Annotated in this window: 20 protein-coding genes; 11 read left to right on the top strand and 9 right to left on the bottom strand. The window is 31.6% G+C overall.

The genetic code is table 11. The features are described from left to right. Positions 1–31 precede the first annotated feature (31 nt). The 10 genes from truA (at position 32) to GFJ99_RS09765 (ending at position 10387) form a co-directional block, all read left to right on the top strand. Positions 32–778, top strand: a complete 747-nt coding sequence (gene truA, locus GFJ99_RS09810; protein ID WP_153208554.1) for a tRNA pseudouridine(38-40) synthase TruA — start codon at positions 32–34, stop codon at positions 776–778. 39 nt (positions 779–817) lie between these two features. Then, positions 818–2569: an ABC transporter ATP-binding protein gene (locus GFJ99_RS09805; RefSeq protein ID WP_153208553.1), complete on the top strand. Its 1752-nt coding sequence runs from the start codon at positions 818–820 to the stop codon at positions 2567–2569. Between the two features lie 239 nt (positions 2570–2808). After that, the gene (lpdA, locus tag GFJ99_RS09800) at positions 2809–4197 is read left to right on the top strand and encodes a dihydrolipoyl dehydrogenase (RefSeq protein WP_008257540.1); all 1389 of its coding nucleotides are present in this window, start codon (positions 2809–2811) and stop codon (positions 4195–4197) included. An 82-nt stretch (positions 4198–4279) separates the two neighbouring features. Continuing rightward, positions 4280–4582 (top strand): hypothetical protein, encoded by a 303-nt coding sequence (locus tag GFJ99_RS09795; protein WP_153208552.1) that lies wholly within the window; start codon positions 4280–4282, stop codon positions 4580–4582. A 111-nt stretch (positions 4583–4693) separates the two neighbouring features. Further along, positions 4694–5272 carry a hypothetical protein gene (locus GFJ99_RS09790; protein ID WP_153208551.1) on the top strand — a complete coding sequence of 193 codons (579 nt, stop codon included), beginning with the start codon at positions 4694–4696 and terminating at the stop codon, positions 5270–5272. Positions 5273–5457: 185 nt separating this feature from the next. Further along, positions 5458–6240 carry a lipid A phosphoethanolamine transferase gene (locus GFJ99_RS09785; RefSeq protein ID WP_238990094.1) on the top strand — a complete coding sequence of 261 codons (783 nt, stop codon included), beginning with the start codon at positions 5458–5460 and terminating at the stop codon, positions 6238–6240. A gap of 221 nt (positions 6241–6461) precedes the next feature. Next, positions 6462–7691, top strand: a complete 1230-nt coding sequence (locus GFJ99_RS09780) for a hypothetical protein (RefSeq protein ID WP_153208550.1) — start codon at positions 6462–6464, stop codon at positions 7689–7691. Positions 7692–7875: 184 nt separating this feature from the next. Next, a complete protein-coding gene (locus GFJ99_RS09775) occupies positions 7876–8661 on the top strand; it encodes an ABC transporter permease (protein ID WP_153208549.1) in 786 nt (261 codons plus the stop codon). Position 8662: 1 nt separating this feature from the next. Then, positions 8663–9406, top strand: coding sequence for an ABC transporter ATP-binding protein (locus GFJ99_RS09770; RefSeq protein WP_008257525.1), 744 nt, complete (start codon positions 8663–8665; stop codon positions 9404–9406). Between the two features lie 6 nt (positions 9407–9412). Further along, entirely contained in the window at positions 9413–10387 is a 975-nt protein-coding gene (locus tag GFJ99_RS09765; RefSeq protein ID WP_153208548.1) for an MlaD family protein, read from the top strand. 16 nt (positions 10388–10403) lie between these two features. Here GFJ99_RS09765 and GFJ99_RS09760 read toward each other — a convergent pair whose 3' ends face one another. The 9 genes from GFJ99_RS09760 to GFJ99_RS09720 form a co-directional block, all read right to left on the bottom strand. Next, positions 10404–10937, bottom strand: coding sequence for a hypothetical protein (locus GFJ99_RS09760; protein ID WP_153208547.1), 534 nt, complete (start codon positions 10935–10937; stop codon positions 10404–10406). Positions 10938–11000: 63 nt separating this feature from the next. Next, positions 11001–11429 (bottom strand): hypothetical protein, encoded by a 429-nt coding sequence (locus GFJ99_RS09755; protein ID WP_153208546.1) that lies wholly within the window; start codon positions 11427–11429, stop codon positions 11001–11003. 58 nt (positions 11430–11487) lie between these two features. Next, positions 11488–12171: a (d)CMP kinase gene (cmk, locus tag GFJ99_RS09750; RefSeq protein WP_153208545.1), complete on the bottom strand. Its 684-nt coding sequence runs from the start codon at positions 12169–12171 to the stop codon at positions 11488–11490. Between the two features lie 30 nt (positions 12172–12201). Then, the gene (locus GFJ99_RS09745) at positions 12202–12588 is read right to left on the bottom strand and encodes a hypothetical protein (protein WP_153208544.1); all 387 of its coding nucleotides are present in this window, start codon (positions 12586–12588) and stop codon (positions 12202–12204) included. Positions 12589–12682: 94 nt separating this feature from the next. After that, positions 12683–13702: a type IX secretion system protein PorQ gene (gene porQ / locus GFJ99_RS09740; protein WP_153208543.1), complete on the bottom strand. Its 1020-nt coding sequence runs from the start codon at positions 13700–13702 to the stop codon at positions 12683–12685. Positions 13703–13925: 223 nt separating this feature from the next. Further along, positions 13926–16388: an endopeptidase La gene (gene lon, locus GFJ99_RS09735; RefSeq protein ID WP_153208542.1), complete on the bottom strand. Its 2463-nt coding sequence runs from the start codon at positions 16386–16388 to the stop codon at positions 13926–13928. A 194-nt stretch (positions 16389–16582) separates the two neighbouring features. Then, positions 16583–17113, bottom strand: coding sequence for a lipocalin family protein (locus GFJ99_RS09730; protein ID WP_153208541.1), 531 nt, complete (start codon positions 17111–17113; stop codon positions 16583–16585). A 38-nt stretch (positions 17114–17151) separates the two neighbouring features. After that, on the bottom strand, positions 17152–18441 hold the full coding sequence (locus GFJ99_RS09725) for an MFS transporter (RefSeq protein WP_153208540.1): 1290 nt from the start codon (positions 18439–18441) through the stop codon (positions 17152–17154). A 64-nt stretch (positions 18442–18505) separates the two neighbouring features. Next, a complete protein-coding gene (locus tag GFJ99_RS09720) occupies positions 18506–19324 on the bottom strand; it encodes a M48 family metallopeptidase (RefSeq protein ID WP_008257492.1) in 819 nt (272 codons plus the stop codon). A gap of 149 nt (positions 19325–19473) precedes the next feature. On the opposite strand from GFJ99_RS09720, the gene GFJ99_RS09715 reads away from it, so the two are divergent. Beyond that, on the top strand, positions 19474–20337 hold the full coding sequence (locus tag GFJ99_RS09715; RefSeq protein ID WP_153208539.1) for an alpha/beta hydrolase: 864 nt from the start codon (positions 19474–19476) through the stop codon (positions 20335–20337). The last annotated feature ends 32 nt before the right edge of the window (positions 20338–20369 follow it).

The following is a 20369-nucleotide window of genomic DNA, read 5'->3' as shown; positions in this document are numbered from 1 at the left end:
ACACTAAATACTGAACACTGACCACTATATTTTGAGATATTTCATAGAATTTGCCTACAACGGAAAAAACTTCCACGGATTTCAGAGTCAGCCTGATGCCGCTTCGGTACAGGAAACTTTGGAAAAAGCGCTTTCTACCTTATTTAGAGAAACTATAGCAATTGTAGGTGCCGGAAGAACCGATTCAGGCGTGCATGCCAAACAAATGTATGCGCATTTTGAAACCGAATTGGAATTGGATTCTGAATATTGGTCACACAAATTGAATTCTTTTTTACCGCCATCAATTGTGGTGTATCGTATTTTTAAAGTGACGGATAATGCTCATGCGCGTTTTGATGCCTCTTCAAGAACTTACGAATATTACATGCACACCTTTAAAGATGCGTTTATAACCGATGGAAGTTGGTATCATTCTCATCAATTAAATTTGGACAAAATGAATGAAGCTTGTGCTATTTTGTTTGAGTATAATGATTTTGAGTGTTTTTCAAAAGTACATACCGATGTGAATACGTTTAATTGTAAAATTTCAGAAGCACATTGGAAACAAGTAGGAAATCAGCTTATCTTTACCATCACTGCCGATCGATTTTTACGAAATATGGTAAGAGCGATTGTGGGAACCATGGTAAATATTGGATTAGGAAAAATAGAAGTCGCTGATTTAAGAACCATCATCGAAAGTAAAAACAGAGGAAAAGCCGGATTTTCAGTTCCAGCACATGGATTGTATTTGGTGAATGTTAGGTATCCGTATATAGAAGACAGAAAATAGATTTTAGAAAATAGAACACAGAAAATAGATAATAGATAAATGAAGCTCATCAAATCCAAATCACTAAAAAAAGTATTACACTATGCGAAGCCTTACCAAAAAAGGTTCAATTGGGTAATCGTTTGGGCTATTTTACTTTCTATTTTCGCTGCAGCGCGACCGTATTTATTAAAACAAACGGTTGACGAGTATATAAAACCTGAAGATAAAAACGGATTACTTTTATACGTTGTCATCATGGCAGCGGTACTTTTATTAGAAGTGCTAGCTCAGTTTTACTTTACGTATTGGGCAAATTGGCTTGGACAAGACATTATTAAAGACATTCGCGAAAAATTATTTCATCATATTACTTCATTTAAAATGAAATATTTTGATAATGAATCCGTTGGTAAATTAGTAACACGTTCGGTTTCAGATATCGAGTCAATTGCAAGTATTTTTAGCCAAGGTTTATTTATGATCGTGAGTGATATGCTAAAAATGATCGTAATTTTAGGTATTATGCTTTTTATGAACTGGAAATTATCGCTAATCGTTTTAGCTGCAATGCCAGTTTTGATTTACGCTACCGATGTTTTCCAAAAGAAAATGAAAGTGGCTTTTAACGAAGTTAGAAATGAAATTGCGAATCTAAATACCTTTGTTCAGGAACGATTAACCGGAATGAAAATCGTACAACTTTTCAACCGAGAAGCTATCGAATTAGAAAAGTTCAAAGAAATCAATCAGAAACACAATGTGGCATGGTTGAAAAATATTTTATACAACTCGATCTTCTTCCCTATTGCCGACATCGTTTCCTCTTTAACATTAGGTGCAATTGTATATTATGCCGGAATCTCAATTATGAATGGCGACTCTATAACGACAGTAGGAGATTTATTTGCTTATACCATGTTAATTAATATGTTATTTAACCCATTACGACAAATTGCAGACAAATTCAATGTAATGCAAATGGGAATTATAGCTGCTGATAGAGTTTTTGAAATTTTAGAAAAAGACGAAAATGTTCAAGATAAAGGAACTATTATAGCTAGCCATTTTAAAGGATTAATGGAAGTAAAAGATGTTCGTTTTGGCTACATAAAAGACGAAGAAGTTTTAAAAGGTATTAATTTAGAAGTGCAACCAGGTGAAACCATTGCCATTGTTGGAAGTACAGGTGCAGGAAAATCGACTATTATTAATTTACTGAATCGTTTTTACGAAATTAATTCGGGCGAAATTAAAATTGATAATCACAATATAAACGAATATACATTAGAAAGTCTTCGTAAGCAAATTGCTATTGTTTTGCAAGATGTTTTCTTATTCGCCGACACGATTTATAATAACATTACACTTCATAACGAATCTATTACTCGAGAAGATGTTATTAAAGCGGCTAAAAAAATTGGGGTACACGAATTTATAATGAGTTTACCCGAAGGATACGATTACAACGTAAAAGAACGTGGCGTGATGCTATCTTCAGGACAGCGCCAATTGATTGCTTTTTTGAGAGCGTATGTAAGCAATCCAAGTATTTTAATTTTAGATGAAGCTACGTCGTCTATTGATACCCATTCAGAAGAATTAATTCAAAAAGCTACAGAAACCATTACCAAGGATAGAACTTCCATTGTTATTGCTCACCGCTTGGCAACTATTGTCAATGCTAGCAAAATAATCGTAATGGACAAAGGTCAAATCGTGGAACAAGGCACGCATCAAGAATTATTAACGAAAGCAAATGGATATTACAAGAAGTTGTATGATTCACAGTTTGCTGTTGAAGTTGAGTAGTTATCTTAGTCGCAGTCTTCAGTCGCAGTCACAGTTTATCATGCTGTCAAACATAACTTGAACTAACATTTTTTCTTAGGAACACAGATTTAATAAATTTTAGTAATTTTTAAAATTTATTAAATCTGTGTTCCTAAAATTATAATTTATTTGAATTTTGGAATTTGAATTTTGAAGTTTATTTAATTTTATTTCCTTAAATTCGCAACTTATAAATAAAACTGAAATACTTTATAAAAATGAAATACGATATCATAGTTTTAGGAAGTGGTCCTGGTGGTTATGTAACTGCTATTAGAGCATCACAATTAGGCTTTAAAGTAGCCGTTATTGAAAAAGAAAATTTGGGTGGAATTTGTTTAAATTGGGGTTGTATTCCAACGAAAGCATTATTAAAATCGGCTCAAGTTTTTGATTACCTAAAACATGCTTCCGATTATGGATTAACTGTTACCGCATTTGATAAAGACTTCAACGCTGTTGTAAAACGTTCTAGAGACGTTGCAGAAGGAATGAGCAAAGGTGTTCAATTCTTAATGAAGAAAAATAAAATTGATGTGATTGATGGTTTTGGAAAAGTAAAACCAGGAAAAAAAGTAGATGTAACAGCTGCTGACGGAAAAGTAACTGAATATACTGCAGATCATATCATTATTGCAACAGGAGCGCGTTCTCGCGAATTGCCAAACTTACCACAAGATGGTAAAAAAGTAATTGGATACCGCCAAGCAATGACATTACCTGAGCAACCAAAGAAAATGATTGTTGTAGGTTCTGGAGCTATTGGAGTTGAGTTTGCACATTTTTATAACGCAATGGGAACAGAAGTGACGATTGTAGAATTTATGCCAAACATTGTTCCTGTAGAAGACGAAGATATTTCAAAACAAATGGAACGCTCTATGAAAAAAGCAGGCGTTTCTATCATGACCAACGCTTCTGTGGAACGAATTGATACTTCTGGAAACGGAGTGAAAGCATTCGTTAAAACCGCTAAAGGAGAAGAAGTTTTAGAAGCGGATATCTTATTATCAGCAGTTGGAATTAAAACCAACATCGAAAACATTGGATTAGAAGAAACAGGTATTGCTACCGATAGAGATAAAATCTTAGTAAACGCATATTACCAAACTAACGTTCCAGGTTACTACGCTATTGGTGATGTAACGCCAGGACAAGCTTTAGCACACGTTGCTTCTGCAGAAGGTATTTTATGTGTGGAAAAAATTGCAGGTTTACACGTAGAAGCATTAGATTACGGAAACATTCCAGGTTGTACGTATGCGACTCCAGAAATTGCTTCTGTGGGTATGACTGAAAAACAAGCGAAAGAAAAAGGATACGAAATTAAAGTTGGTAAATTCCCATTCTCAGCTTCAGGAAAAGCAAAAGCAGCAGGAACACCTGACGGATTTGTAAAAGTAATTTTTGATGCGAAATATGGTGAATGGTTAGGTTGCCACATGATTGGTGCTGGCGTTACCGATATGATTGCAGAAGCCGTTGTTGCGCGTAAATTAGAAACTACAGGACACGAAATCTTAAAAGCAGTTCACCCACACCCTACCATGAGTGAAGCGGTTATGGAAGCTGTGGCTGAGGCTTACGGTGAAGTAATTCACTTATAAGTAAAAAGTACAAAGATTAAAGTACAAAGTATATAGAGAAATCCGATTTGTGAAAGCAAGTCGGATTTATTATTTTTAAAAAATGAAAAACAATATCGCTAAATTATTATTTGCTAGTGGCATACTCCTATTTCTTTTGGGATTTGTCATGAATTACTATAGTTTTTCATCCACAAGCTACAAATTTAGTCATAGAATTCATTCTGTAACTGAAAAACAAATTGACGGATTTAGTCTAAAATTAATAGGCTTATTGGTTTTTATTATGGGAGCTGTTGCCTATTATGATAATCCTAAAAAGAATACTACCAATTCAAACGGCAATTTTAAAAAAGCTCGAGAAATGGAAAAACTCATGAGAAGCATCAAAAAAAACAAAAAATAATACTTATTAAATCCAAAAAACATGTTTGAACTTTTCTTCATTATCTTATTCGCTGTTTTATTTTTATTTCTCATAAAATCATACAAAGAAGATAAAATTGATAGACTTGAAATGAGAAAAAGACTTATGGAAGAAGTAGAGGAAACTCCCTGTTATTCTATGTCTAATGAAGAAATAGAAAGTTACAAAGCGATGTTACTTTCCGAAAAAATTCTTTCAATTAAAGTGTTTCAGATTAATGATACGTTTTATGATTTGAAAAATAAAAATCAATATATCATTGATGGTGGTGTGGAGTTTAATTTACCCAAAGGATATTTATCTTTTGGATTTTCATCTTATTTTGACCAGTACATATTAAATTCAGAACCATTTAGGAAAAATTATACTCATGAAAATGAATATGAGCTGACTCAAAATGATATCCCTGAGATTTATAATTTCATAAACAAACATATCATAGATGTAAATTTTAAAATAAAGGAGTTTAATGAGATAATTGATTACACCATGAAAACTCAAAAGATAAAGAAACCTATTGAAATAGTTTTAAAATTTGAAAATGATGAAATTTTACAATTATCAAGTATAAACTTCGATTTAGGTAAAAATTCTGAACCAAAAAACTATATCTATTCTAACGATGAAGAAATCTTAATTGCCTTTAAAGAAACCAACATAAAATCATAAAAACTAAATCCGACTCAATCACAAGTCGGATTTTTTTATATAAATTGATATTTATTCCTTAAAATTCAAACCCTAAATTTTACTCAAAATGCTTAGTATAAATAATTATATATATTTTTATTTATAATAAATATTTTTTACCTTTAACTATAAGCAATTGAATAGCAACTCAATAATTTTTATTTATGGTAAAAAATACACTTTATTTTTTCGTAGTTTTAATGTTATCATTAAGCATCAGTACTTATGCTCAAGAAATTGGTAAAAAAAAATCTTTACATGAATTAAAAGACGAAATAAATCCTCTTAATTTTGCTAGAGTAAATTTTTATAAAAACACGCTAGTTTTTTATAATGAATATTTAGATACCGACAGTGGTTCTATTAATACCACCGATTTTAGGTATACACATCCATTCAAAAATCGTTCATGGAATTTCAGAACTGACATTCCGTTAATATCAGGAAATACATCTTCTGAAAATAAAACTGCAATTGGTGATATTTCTTTTAGTATAGCTCATATTCCTTATTTAACAAATAAAAGAGGCGTTTCTTTTAGGGCTAGAATTACTACAAATTCAAGTAATAATAAAGATTTTGGCAGCGGGAAATGGGTTTTTACTCCAACGGTTTTTTATGGTCAATATTTAAACAAAAAAGGATCTGTACTTTGGACAACATATTTAGAAAACAAATTCAGTTTTGCAGGAAGTAGTAATAGAGCAAATATAAATGCCTTTGCTTTAAATAATTCAATAAATTATTCATTTTCAAAAAGTTGGATTTCTTCAGATATTACTATCGGATACAATCAAATATCAGAAAAAAAACCAATAGCAATTGCGTTTGAATATGGAACTAAGTTTACACCAGACACAATGCTATATTTTCATCCAAGTTTTGGAATTGGCTCAGAACGACAATATAACCATGGTTTAGAATTTGGTCTTGTTATTTTGTATTAATTAATAAGACTGATTGTTAATTCAGCTCATTTATGTTCTTTAATATTATTCTATTTATCACATTAGTGAGTTTATATAAGTATATTAGTGTCAATTAAGAAATTATTACCGAAGTACTATTTACTTGATAAAATTATCTTATATTTAATAAATAATTAGGTATAAGCTTAATTATAAATATTTTTAATAAAAATTTAAAGAAACTTATAAAACTATAAAACATGAAAATCAATAAGCTCTTTTTAATGTTGGTGCTGCTAATTATGAATTCATTTTCCATTCAGGCACAAAACAATGAGGAAGAAAAACTAAATCTTCCTGGCGATAATTTAAACTTATATGCAGTTTTAAATTTATTTCAAGAATCGGAAACCTTAGAACTTTTTGAAAAAAATTTAAATGCAGAAGATTCAAAAATCAACAATCTTGATTTAAATAATGATGAAAAAATAGACTATATAAAAGTCATTGACAATGTAGAGGGAGATACGCACTTCATTATATTACAAGTAGCCATAAACGATAAAGAAAATCAGGATGTTGCTGTATTTAGTGTCAGTAAAGACGAAAACAAGCAAATTCAAATTCAGTTGATTGGTGACGAAGAACTATACGGAAAAGATTATATTATTGAACCAAAATCTGAAGACGCAACAGCACAAGGTAGCACACCTAATCCTGGTTATTCTACAAATACCACAAATTCAGAAGGTAAAACCGTGGTGGTTGAAAAAACAGTAATTGTTCAGGTTTCCGCTTGGCCAGTAGTAAACTATATATATGCTCCAGCTTATGTTCGTTGGAATTCTCCTTGGTATTGGGGTTATTATCCTTCGTATTGGAATCCATGGAGACCGTATTATTGGCACCACTATTATGGATATCACTCGCATTGGCATTCACATTATCACGGACGCTATCACAGTGGGCGTTATTATCGTACTCCATTGTATCGAAATAATTATTACAGCAGAAATAGAATATACTCATCTACAGTTAGAAGCAATAGAGACATTGGTAGATATAATAAAACCTACTCAAGACCAGATACAAGAAAAGACGGGTCTGACGAGTTTACTCGTACAAACAAAAACAGCACGCGTCCAACTTATCCTTCTACAAGAAATTCAGGTAATATTAATACCCCAAACCGAACAAATAACAACTCAACTAGACCAACAACTAGACCAACAACTAGACCAACAACAAAACCGGCGACAAGACCTGCAACAAGACCGACTACAAAACCATCAACTAGACCGTCAGCGAAACCGGCAACGAAACCGGCGACTAGACCTTCAACTAGACCGACTACAAAACCAGCGACTAGACCGGCAACGAAACCGGCAACGAAACCGGCGACTAGACCTGCAACTAGACCGACTACAAAACCAGCGACTAGACCAGCGGTAAAAAATAATTCAAGAACTAATAAAAAAACTGCCTTTTAAACGAAGTAAAATAAAAATATTTAAATGTGACTAACCCTAACTATAGGAGTTTTTAAAATGAAACTAAAATCCGATTTGTATTCAAATCGGATTTTTTTTAAATAAGTAATCTATTAAAAAACAACAATTACAATCTAAATTGATTAAATTTGAAAGACTTAAAACTAAGTTATCATCTAAAATTATGAAAAAATATTTCGACAACATAATTAAAGTGATAAAAGCTTTCTTAATTGAGATTGGAGAAATCTCCTATTTTGCAGGTCGGTTTTTTAAAGAATTTTGGAAACCCCCTTACGAATTTAAAGAGTTCTTACGCCAATGCTATTATATTGGTAACCGTTCGCTATTTTTAGTTGGGGTAACGGGATTTATTATTGGATTGGTTTTCACGTTACAGTCGCGACCTACCTTGCAAGAGTTTGGTGCGGTTTCGTGGATGGCTTCCATGGTGAGTGTTTCTATAATTAGAGAAATTGGTCCTATCATCACCGCTTTAATTTGTGCGGGAAGAATTGGGTCGGGAATTGGAGCCGAATTAGGTTCTATGAAAGTTACCGAACAAATAGACGCAATGGAAGTTTCGGGCACCAATCCGTTTAAATATTTAGTCATAACCCGAATTCTAGCTACTAGTCTAATGTTGCCGCTGTTAGTTATTTTTGGCGACGTGTTGGCCATTTATGGATCCTATTTAGTGGAAAATGTAAAAGACAATGTATCGTTTCAACTTTACTTTAATCAGGTTTTTAATATATTAGAATTTAGCGATCTTATTCCGGCAACTTTAAAAACATTTTTCTTTGGTTTTGCCATTGGATTAATAGGTTGCTACAAAGGGTATTATTGTAAAAAAGGTACGGCTGGCGTTGGAAAAGCAGCCAATGAAGCAGTTGTTTATACCTCTATGCTACTATTTGTAATTGATTTTATTGCCGTTTTTGTAACCAACATTTTTTATGACATGTAATATGGAAACAAAAAAAGAGCCCATAATAGTAATAAAAGATTTGCATAAAACTTTTGGAACCAACACCGTTTTAAATGGCTTTCATATGGTTTTAAACGAAGGAGAAAACTTGGTAGTAATGGGAAAATCAGGTTCTGGAAAATCGGTGATGATTAAATGTGTTATTGGATTAGAAACACCCGATAGTGGCTCTATTTTTGTAATGAACAAAGAAATTAATACGCTTGAACGCGAGGAAATTGACGAACTTCGCACCGAAATTGGCTTTCTTTTTCAAGGAAGTGCCTTATATGATTCAATGTCGGTGCGAGAAAATTTAGAATTCCCATTACGAAGACACACAAAAAAATTTGGCAAAATTGAAGACACTACTCCGTTAGTTATGGAAGCATTAGAAAGTGTAGGTTTAGCAAGCGCAATTGACTTAATGCCAAATGAACTTTCGGGCGGTATGAAACGTAGAATTGCCTTAGCTAGAACCTTAATACTAAAACCAAAAATAATTTTATACGATGAACCTACAACAGGTTTAGATCCTATAACTTCAAAAGAAATTATACTTTTGATGCAATCCATTCAAGAAAAATACAACACCTCATCAATCATTATAACCCACGATGTAGATTGTGCTAAAGCAATTGCAAATAGAATGGTTTTGTTGATTGATGGAATTAACTATATTGAAGGAACATTTGATGAGTTAAACGCTTCAAACGATCCGAAAGTGCAAGCCTTTTTTAAATAAAATAGTATGGAAAAAACAGATCAACAAAAAATACGATTGGGTTTATTTATCATTATAGGTTCGCTATTTTTTTTAGCAGCAATCTATTTTGTGGGAAATAAGCAAAATTTATTTGGCAATACAAGTAACCTAAAAGCTGTTTTTGGCAATGTAAGCGGCTTACAAGTAGGAAATAACGTTAGATATGCCGGAATGGATATTGGAACCGTTAAGAGCATTGAAATGGTGAATGATACAACTATAAATGTATCGATGGCAATTGAAGATAAAATGCTAGTTCATATAAAAAAAGATGCTATAGCCACTATAGGTTCTGACGGATTAGTGGGTAATATGATTATAAATATTATACCTGGAAAAGGAAATGCAAATGCTGTTATTCCTGGCGATATTATTCAATCTTATAGTAAATCTAGCACAGATGAAATGCTAAAAACATTAGATGTAACCAACAAAAACGCAGCACTTTTAACAGCCGATTTATTAAAAATTACTCATGAAATTAATAATGGTAACGGAACTATTGGAACTTTACTTAAAGACAGTATGATGTCTAAAGACCTAAAAGAAACTATTAAAAATTTAAAAGAAACCACGCAAGGCACTACAGCATCTGTAAATAATTTAAACAAAATGATACTTTCTTTAAATCAGAAAGATAATGTAATTGGTGTTTTAAAGGATAAAGAAGTGGCCATTAAAGTAAAAACAATTATTGATAATTTAGAAAAATCGAGTGGCGAAATTGACAAAGTGGTGACCAATTTGAATGCCACTATTACCAATATAAAAGAAGGAAAAGGGGCGCTGAATTATTTATCTAATGATCCTAATTTGGTTAAAAAAATAGATTCTACGATGATAAATTTAAACGAAGCAAGTTACAAGCTAAATGAAAATTTAGAAGCATTAAAACACAATTTTTTGTTTAGAGGCTATTTTAAAAAACAAGCGAAGGAGAAAGCGAAGCAAGAGAAATAGTTATTAAAATTACTTTCTAATCAACATATCCTTCATAAACGATTTCTGCAAGAAAATTATTTTTAAATTTAAATACAAAGACAGACGTTTGCTCTAAATTTCCTATTTTAACTATATTAGAATTCACTTTTGTTTTTACTGCTTTTTCAAAAGTACTTTTGTTGATTCCAATTTTTATAGACTTCAATAATTTAAATTCTGAATTAAGAATCTTAGCTCCACATATCCATTCTTCATTTGAAGTTTTATAAGATTGAATACTAACTTTATCAAACTTATAAGTTTTTAAAGTGTCTATTAAATCGTCTACATGTCTATTATTTACCAACTCTTTTTCTAAAGCAAATTTTGGATTTTTTGTCAGTTCAAATAAATCAGATTCCATTTTGGCTAATATAGGTTCATTTTCAATGTATTGTTCTTGCTCTTGAACAACAATAGTTTCAATTTGCTTCTTTACATCATTTTCAGAAGAATCTTCACTATTTTTTTCTAGTTTACATGAAACTATTAAAATAAATATTAAAAAATATAATAGTTGTTTTTTCATAATGAGTTTATTTATAAAGTAATTTATATAACAAGTGAAGGAGTAACAGGAAAATAGTTAAGATTATAAATAAAACTTTTCTCCCTCAATATAATTATTTGGTAAAAGTGGACTTTTTATTCCAAATGGACCAGTTCCTCTTTTATAATAATACAATTCTTCTTCAATATCAGTATATCTTCCTGAGCATAAAAGACTAAAAATTGTAGTTTTTCCGTTAGATTTTAAAACATTAATATCAATCCAAACTGGAACTTTATCTTTTCTAAACAAAAAATCAACAACCTCATTTTCAGTTAAATTTAATTTTACCACACCATTATCTTCAGGATAAAGATCGAATTTAGCATCGCAATTATCATCCATGGAAGCATTTAAAATTAAATCATATTTAAAATTGGTAAATAGCTCATCATTTACAAATTTCTTTGCGAATTCAAAAGCATACATACTTGATTTAACTAGATATTTTTGGAAATCTGATTTAGTCATTTTATTAAACTAAGTTACTTTATGTGATTTCTCCTAAGTAGAAAGGAAAAAATTAAGCCTACAACTTCTCCTTAACCAAATTCAAAACCAATTCAAATTGCTCTTTTTTACTGAGTGATGAATTATCAATTTCAATAGCATCATCCGCTTTTACAAGTGGCGAATCGTCTCTGTGGGTATCAATATAATCGCGTTCTTCCACGTTTTGCAGTACTTCTTCAAAGGTAACGTGTTGTCCCTTTTCTACCAATTCGTCAAATCTTCGTTGCGCTCTCGTTTTAGAACTCGCTGTCATGAATAACTTTAATTCGGCGTCTGGAAAAACAACGGTACAAATATCTCTACCATCCATCACAATACCTTTGTCTTTACCCATTTCTTGTTGTTGTTCTACTAATTTAGCACGAACTTCAGAAATTTCAGCCACTTTACTCACCATACGAGATACTTCGATAGTTCTGATTTGCATCTCGATATTTTCATTATTCAAATACATTTCAGCAAATCCTAAAGTAGGATTGAATTGAAAACGTAAATTAATCGTTGGCAATTGAGCAATCAAACTGGCTTTATCTAAATGTGTTTCAGAAACCAAGTTGTGTTGCATGGCAAAATACGCTACAGCTCTATACATTGCTCCGGTATCTACATAAACGTAACCTAATGCTGCAGCCAATTGCTTTGCTAATGTACTTTTTCCTGTCGACGAAAAACCGTCTATTGCTATGGTAATTTTTTTCATGTTAGTTAATAGTTGATACTATTCAAAATTTTATCTTACAATAATTTTTTTATTCTTGATTACTTCATTTGGGAAATGATATTCAAACAAATATTGACAGTAAGAATCACACAAATAGCCTTTTTCAAATCCTGAAAAAATGAAAATCGTATCATTAGAATATTTTACATTATCCTTTGGATTTCGACAACAATCTGAATAGATATTAAACTTAATTACAGTTGAATCATTCAAAACCTCTTTTTCAAAATTCCTGATGGATGATCGATACTTCTCAACAGAATCATAATTTGGATGATGCAAAGGAGAACCATCTTCTGCCATGTTAATATCTTTTCCTTTAAATGAATATTCTTTGTTCATTTCATCACATGAAAAAATTAAAAATGATAAGATTAGTAATATATTTTTTTTCATTAAAATATTTTTTAAATTTAACTAAATAACAATAAGCAAATGATTAAAACATATTTAAGCTAATCACTAATTACTTTTCACTAATCACTCATCTCTACTCCAAATCAATCATCAAACCAAACAAACTGGTATTGGCTGCTACGGTATATCTTGAATACGAATAATCAAATTTCACCTTTCCAAATCGAATTCCAAAACCAACAGAAATTCCTGAAAAATTACGTTGTTCTAAAATTCGTAACTCTTCGCTTCTTCTAAAATTATACCCTAATCTAATATTAAATCCTTTTTCTGGAAACAATTCAGCTCCTAAAATTAAATGGCGTAAAGCATTGTTAAAAAAAGACACTTTTTCTTCTTCAGAACCTCCATCCAAACTACCTTCTGCTCTATTTGGGTTTGAAAAAGCAATATTCCATTGTTGCAAATTTTCAAAAGTCATGTGCCAACGAATAGGAACGTTTTCCATTAATTGTGAAATTCCAGCATCTATAGCTAAAGGAAGTTTTTCATTGGTATCTTCATAAGGTTTAATTTGAAATCCTAAATTTCTAACCGTTAACCCATAATTAATGTCGTTATCATAATCAACATATAAAAATCCTAAATCTACTGCAGCTCCCCATGAATTATAACTTTCTAATGTAGATGAAATTAATTTTGCGTTGGCACCCACATACATATCTGTCCATGGCAAATTATAAGCATAACCAAGCGATAATGCAGCTTCACTCCCTGTAAAATCGGATGTTAAATTACCAAATTCGTCTCTACCTTCAAAAGTTCCGTAATTAACATAACTAATTCCTGCGTGAAAGGTTTGTAAATGTCGGTCATAAGTGTACGCGTAAGCAGCCGTTCCGTAGGACACTTCGCCATAATAACTTCCGTAATTTGCAGATAAACGATTGTGCATTTTAATATTAATTGTAGCCGGATTATAAAATGCCTGATTAACATCGTAATCAACTACTGTAACCGTTTTTCCACCTAAAGCAGCTTGTCTGGGAGATTGTGCTAAATTTAAAAACTGATATACACTTTTACCTCCTATTTGACTAAAACCAGTAGCCGATAGCAGAAATAATAAAAGGAATAGAGTTTTTCTTAGCATTTTATGTTGTTAATCTTACTTATAACGCAACTGCGAAGATAAAATTATATCGGTTAGTAAACAAAAAAAGAAGAGGGTGTTCTAAAAGTCTATTGTTGTCAAGCTGAACTCGTTTCAGCTTCTATAAATAATTGAATATCAAAAATTTAGATTCTGAAATAAATTCAGAATGACATAATCACAACTTTCTAAACAACCTCTTCTTAAAATATTGTTTTTAAAATTACTTTTTAGTTTCTAAAACTTTAGCATTTTTAACCTTCTGATCAGTGATTGCAATAGCTAAAACTTCACACATTTTATCCACGTAATGAAATGTTAAACCTTCAATGTAATCGGGTTTAATTTCTTCAATATCACGTTTGTTTTCTTTACACAAAATAATTTCTTTAATGTTAGCTCTTTTAGCTGCTAAGATTTTTTCTTTAATTCCGCCAACAGGCAACACTTTTCCACGAAGCGTTATTTCTCCTGTCATGGCAATATTTTTCTTAATTCTTTTTTGAGTAAATGAAGATACCATTGAAGTTAACATAGCAATTCCGGCACTAGGACCATCTTTTGGAGTGGCTCCTTCTGGCACGTGAATGTGAATATTGTAATTATTTAAAACTTCAGGATTGATGCCTAAAGATTCAGCATTCGCGCGAATGTACTCTAAAGCAATGGTAACCGATTCTTTCATGACAATTCCTAAATTTCCGGTCATCGTCATCGCTCCTTTTCCTTTTGAAATTAAAGATTCGATAAATAAAATATCACCTCCTACAGATGTCCATGCTAAACCTGTAACAACTCCAGCCACATCATTATTTTCGTATTTATCGCGTTCCATTCGAGGCGATTTTAATACTTCTAAAATATCGGCATCTGAAACTTTAACATTATAGGTTTCGTCCATTGCAATTGATTTTGCTGCATGACGCACCACTTGAGCAATTTTCTTCTCTAAACCACGCACTCCCGATTCACGCGTATAACCTACTACGATTTTTTCTAATTGTTTTTTACCAATTTGTAAATCTTTAGCCGTTAATCCGTGTTCTTTTAATTGTTTTGGCAATAAGTGTGTTTTTGCGATTTCGATTTTCTCTTCAATGGTATATCCCGTCATTTCGATGATTTCCATACGATCACGGAGCGCTGGTTGAATTGGAGATAAACTATTTGAAGTAGCAATAAACATTACTTTAGACAAATCGTACCCTAATTCCAAGAAATTATCATGGAATTCTTTGTTTTGCTCTGGATCTAAAACTTCTAATAAGGCAGAAGAAGGATCGCCATTATGACTAGAAGATAATTTATCTATTTCATCTAAAACAAATACTGGATTTGATGTTTTTGCTTTTTTAATATTTTGAAGAATTCGTCCTGGCATTGCACCAATATAAGTTTTACGGTGACCACGAATTTCTGCTTCGTCACGTAAACCACCAAGAGACATTCGGATATATTCTCTACCTAATGCTTCTGCAACCGACTTTCCAATAGAAGTTTTTCCCACACCTGGAGGTCCGTATAAACAAAGAATTGGCGATTTCATATCATTTCTCAGTTTCAAAACTGCTAAATGTTCGATAATACGTTTTTTTACTTCTTCTAATCCGTAATGATCTCTATCTAAGATTTTTTGCGCGCGTTTTAAATCGAAATTATCTTTGGTAAATTCGTTCCAAGGTAATTCTAAAAACAACTCAATATAATTGCGTTGAATTCCAAAATCAGGAGAGTTTGGATTGGTACGTTGCAATTTAGACAATTCTTTTTCAAAATGTTTTGCCGTATTATCGTCCCATTTTTTCTTTAAACCTTTAGCGCGCATTTCCTCAATTTCAGCTTCATACGAAACACCGCCCAATTCCTCTTGGATGGTTTTCATTTGTTGCTGTAAGAAATATTCGCGTTGTTGTTGATCTAAATCAAAACGAACTTTAGACTGAATATCGTTTCGAACTTCTAATTTTTGAAGCTCCAAATTCATAAAACGTAAAGTTTCAAGCGCTCGATCTTTTAAATTAGGAATCGATAATAACTTTTGTTTTTCATCAACTGAAAGATTCATGTTAGATGAAACAAAATTGATTAAAAACGGATTACTTTCGATGTTTTTAATAGCGAAAGTAGCCTCTGTAGGAATATTTGGACTTTCCTTTATGATTTGAATTGCTAATTCTTTTATTGCATCAACAATCGTTTTGAATTCTACATTTTTATCGTCTGGGCGTTCCTCTGAAACTTCTTTAATTGTAGCTTTTAAATAAGGTTCTTCCTGTGTAAAAGCTTCTACTTCAAAACGTTTTTTCCCTTGAAGAATTACGGTTGTATTTCCATCAGGCATTTTAAGAACACGCATAATTCGCGCTACCGTACCAATATGATGTACATCATTTGGTGTTGGATCTTCTTCATTTTCATCAATTTGTGCTACAACACCAATAATTTTTCCTTTGGCATTGGCATCATTAATTAATTTAATCGATTTATCTCTTCCGGCTGTAATAGGAATTACAACACCAGGAAATAAAACAGTGTTTCGTAAAGGTAAAATAGCAATATCTTTAGGCAAAGCCTCATTATTCATTTCTTCTTCGTCCTCTGGCGTCATTAATGGAATTAATTCTGCGTCTGGATCCATTTCTTGAAGTGACAAATTGTCAAGCGCTAGTATTTTTTGATTTGGCATAATAATATTTATGGTCTTTTTGTCAGTGTTAAATAAAAACAACTACTTTTCAAATTTACATAGAAAATCGTTATCAAACTGATAATCAATTTATAAAATGATTTTAAATAGTAATTTCAAAAGTAATAGTTCAAGATGCATGCCATAAAAAAATCCCGAAACAATCGGGATTTAAATTATATTACATCAATTGTTTATTTGGTAAAAACTATTTGAAGATTTGATGTCAAATAAATTGGTTCTCCACCCGAAGTAGTTCCTACAACTTCTCCATTTTGAACTGTTGAAACTATCGTGTTTCCAGCTAAAGTTGCAAAATCTGTATATTCAACGCCTCCGTCTATATAAGTTATTGATAATTGATTACCAGATAAAGCCCAAGTTCCAGTGAAATTTCCTTCATCAAAACATTCAATTGTTGAAGTTGTTCCATTTGTATTAATATCAATTCCTTTACTATCCGCAACAAAAGTATTATTACTGTTCAGCGTAATGAAACTACCATTAAAACAATTAGTTTCATTCATTTGATTAGTTGAAGCAGAACCATCTCCATTCAAATCGGTAGGAATTGAAGAATTAAAAGCAGTCATGTAATAAGTTCCGGTAATCGATGAACTTGATGAAATATCAATTGCTGGATCAATAGGTTCATTATCACATGAAATAGTTACAAATGCTATTGATAAAACTAAAAGTGATAAAATTGATTTTATAGATTTCATAATTAAATTTTAAAAGTCCTCAAATATAAAAAGATATTTTATTTATTGGGTACTCTGAGTAATAAAAGTAGCCCAACAACAAAAAATAAAATTAAAAATAAAATGGCATTTTGAATTTTACCTGTTACATCTGCAATAAATCCGTAAGTAAACATGCCGATTACAATTCCTATTTTTTCTGCTACATCATAAAAACTGAAAAAAGAAGTTGTATCGTTTGTTCCATCAGGTATAAATTTAGAATATGTGGAACGCGACAAAGATTGAATTCCTCCCATAACTAATCCTACGAAAAATGCAGCTATGTAAAAATCAATTGGTGTGATTACAAAATAAGCATACGTACAAATTAAAATCCAAGAGAAATTTAAAAGTATTAATACTTTAATATTTCCATATTTTAGAACTAATCTTGAAGTAATCAACGCACCACTAATTGCCACAATTTGAATTACTAATATACTTATAATCAATCCAATAAATCTATTAGTATCACTTCCCCACTTCACTTCTTTTTCCCCAAAATAAGCAGCAATAATCATAATAGTTTGTACAGCCATACTGTAAACGAAGAAAGCACCTAAATAACGTCGCAAGGCTTTTAATTCCTTTATTTGTTTCCAAACTTTTAATAACTCTTTAAAGCCATTAAAAATTATATTTTTATGAAGTTTGTTTTCATTTTTGTTGTTAGGTAAGTAATAATAGGTATACTGACTAAAACCAATCCACCAAATTCCAACTAAAATAAAGGAATTACGCATCATTTGAAGTTTATGAGAATCATCAACTAACATTACCATTCCTAAACAAACAAGTAATAAAACAACACTGCCGGCATACCCTAAACTAAATCCTTTTGCACTAATTGCATCTTGTTGTTCTTTATGAGCGATATCGGGTAAATACGAATTATAAAACACCAAACTTCCCCAAAATCCTATTAATGCTAATAAATAAGAAACCAAACTTAAAACCACTGTATCTAAAGAAAAGAAGTACAATGACATACAAGAGATAGCTCCAATGTAACAGAAAAGTTTCAAGAAAAACTTCTTATTTCCCATATAATCAGCAATTCCAGATAATAATGGCGATATAAAAGCAATAATTAAAAAACCTAATGCGGTTACATAACTTATTAAAGCTTCGCTTCGAACTGAAAAACCAAACAATACAATTTCTTCAATGTTTTTTTGACGAAACAAAGCACCATAATACAATGGGAAAATTGTAGAAGAAATAACCAAAGCATAGACCGAATTTGCCCAATCATAAAAAGCCCAAGCGTTTAGCAGTTTTGAATCGCCTTTTTGAAGTTTTTGCATAGCATTTGTTTTAAAATAAAAAATCCCAACAATGTTGGGATTCAAATATAATAGTTTTTTTTAATTATTTAAACGTAACGCCAAACTTGGCTGCTTCTGCTTTAGCCTGAGGAATTAATTCTTTAATTTTTGCTATACGAGTAGCATTACTTGGGTGAGTACTCATAAATTCTGGTGGAGATTGACCTCCTGATTGTGCCGCCATTCTTTCCCAAAATGCTACAGCAGTATCCGGATTGTATCCTGCAATTGCCATTAAAGTTAAACCAATCATGTCGGCTTCGCTTTCGTGCGATCTACTGAAAGGTAACATCCCTCCAAATTGAGTAGTTGCTCCATACGCAGTCATAGCCAATTGTTGCGTTTCTTGAGATTTATTACCCGTAGCAACAGCCAAACCAGCAGCTCCTGCTTGTTGTAATACACCTGCACTCATTCTTTGTTGTCCATGATTTGCTAATGCATGCGCCACTTCATGTCCCATTACAGTAGCCATTCCTGAATCGTCTTTACAAATTGGCATAATACCTGTATAAAACACAATTTTTCCACCTGGCATGCACCAAGCATTCACCTCTTTACTGTCAACTAATTTATATTCCCAAGCATAACCATCTAAATACCCTGTATTTCCATTAGCATTTAACCATCTTTCGGCTGCTACTTTAATTTTAGTACCAACAGTTTCTACTCTCTTAGCATCTGAAGTGCCATTGATTACTTTATTTTCAGACAGAAACTGATTGTATTGCTGAAAAGCTGAAGGCAAAATTTCGCTATTTGGAACTAAAGCCAAGGTACTTTTTCCCGTAAAAGGGTTCTTAGCACAAGAAACAACTAAAGCTAAAACAAAAAGAGTAACGATTTTAAATTTTATATTCATAACCAAATAATTTATTTTGACAAATTTACATTTTTTTATTCTGAACTTACTAAAATCCTATTCCTTTTAGTTTGATTTTTAACTATAATTTATATTCTATTTTTAAGTCAGATTTTATATAAGTTGTAACTTGCGGAAAAATTAATACAATGCCAAAAAACAAACAAAAACAAGCTCAAGTAATTGAAATTCCAAAAGCTATTTTGTTTACAGCAAAATTTTTGCAAGCTGTTTCACCTTCTCTTACCACAAAGTTTGCAGCCAAACTTTTTACAACGCCAATAAAACACAAATTACCCAAACGAGAACTACATATGGAACGTGAAAGCGTTCAAAAAAGTATTTTAGTTCCTGAAATTCAAAAAGAAATTGTGGTTTATGAATATGGAAAGAGTGAAAAGAAAATCTTACTAGTTCATGGTTGGTCTGGTAGAGGAACACAATTAGTTAAAATAGCAGATGAAATGCTAAAAATGGGTTATATGACCATTAGTTTTGATGCTCCAGCACATGGAAAATCGAAAGGAAATTCGTCTATTATGATTGAATTTATTGCTTCTATTTTAGAAATCGACAAACAATTTGGACCATTTGAATTTGCAATAGGACATTCTCTTGGCGGTATGTCGGTTTTAAATGCAATTAAACAAAATCTTCAAGTTAAAAAAGCGGTAACATTAGGAAGTGGCGATATTATTCAAGATATCATTGATGATTTTATACTTAAACTAAAATTAAAACCTGAATTTGGAATTAAATTAAGAGATTATTTTGAAACGAAATATGGTGGAAAAATGGACGATTATTCCGCTTACAAAGCAGCTGAAAAAACAAATATTCCTGTATTAGTTATTCATGATAAAAATGACGATGATGTATCGATAAAGGCAGCTTACAATATTCAAAAGCATTTGAAACAATCTGAAATCATGATAACCGAAGGTTTAGGTCATCGTAAGATTTTAGGTGATGAAACCGTAATTCAAAAAATAAGAGAATTCATTTTAAAATAAAAAAGTCCTTCAAATGAAGGACTTTTAGCTTT

The organism is Flavobacterium sp. LMO6 (assembly GCF_009495795.1).
Classification (GTDB): Bacteria; Bacteroidota; Bacteroidia; order Flavobacteriales; family Flavobacteriaceae; genus Flavobacterium.
The sequence above is the reverse complement of the archived record's forward strand: the minus strand, read 5'-3'. Positions and strand labels throughout refer to the sequence as shown.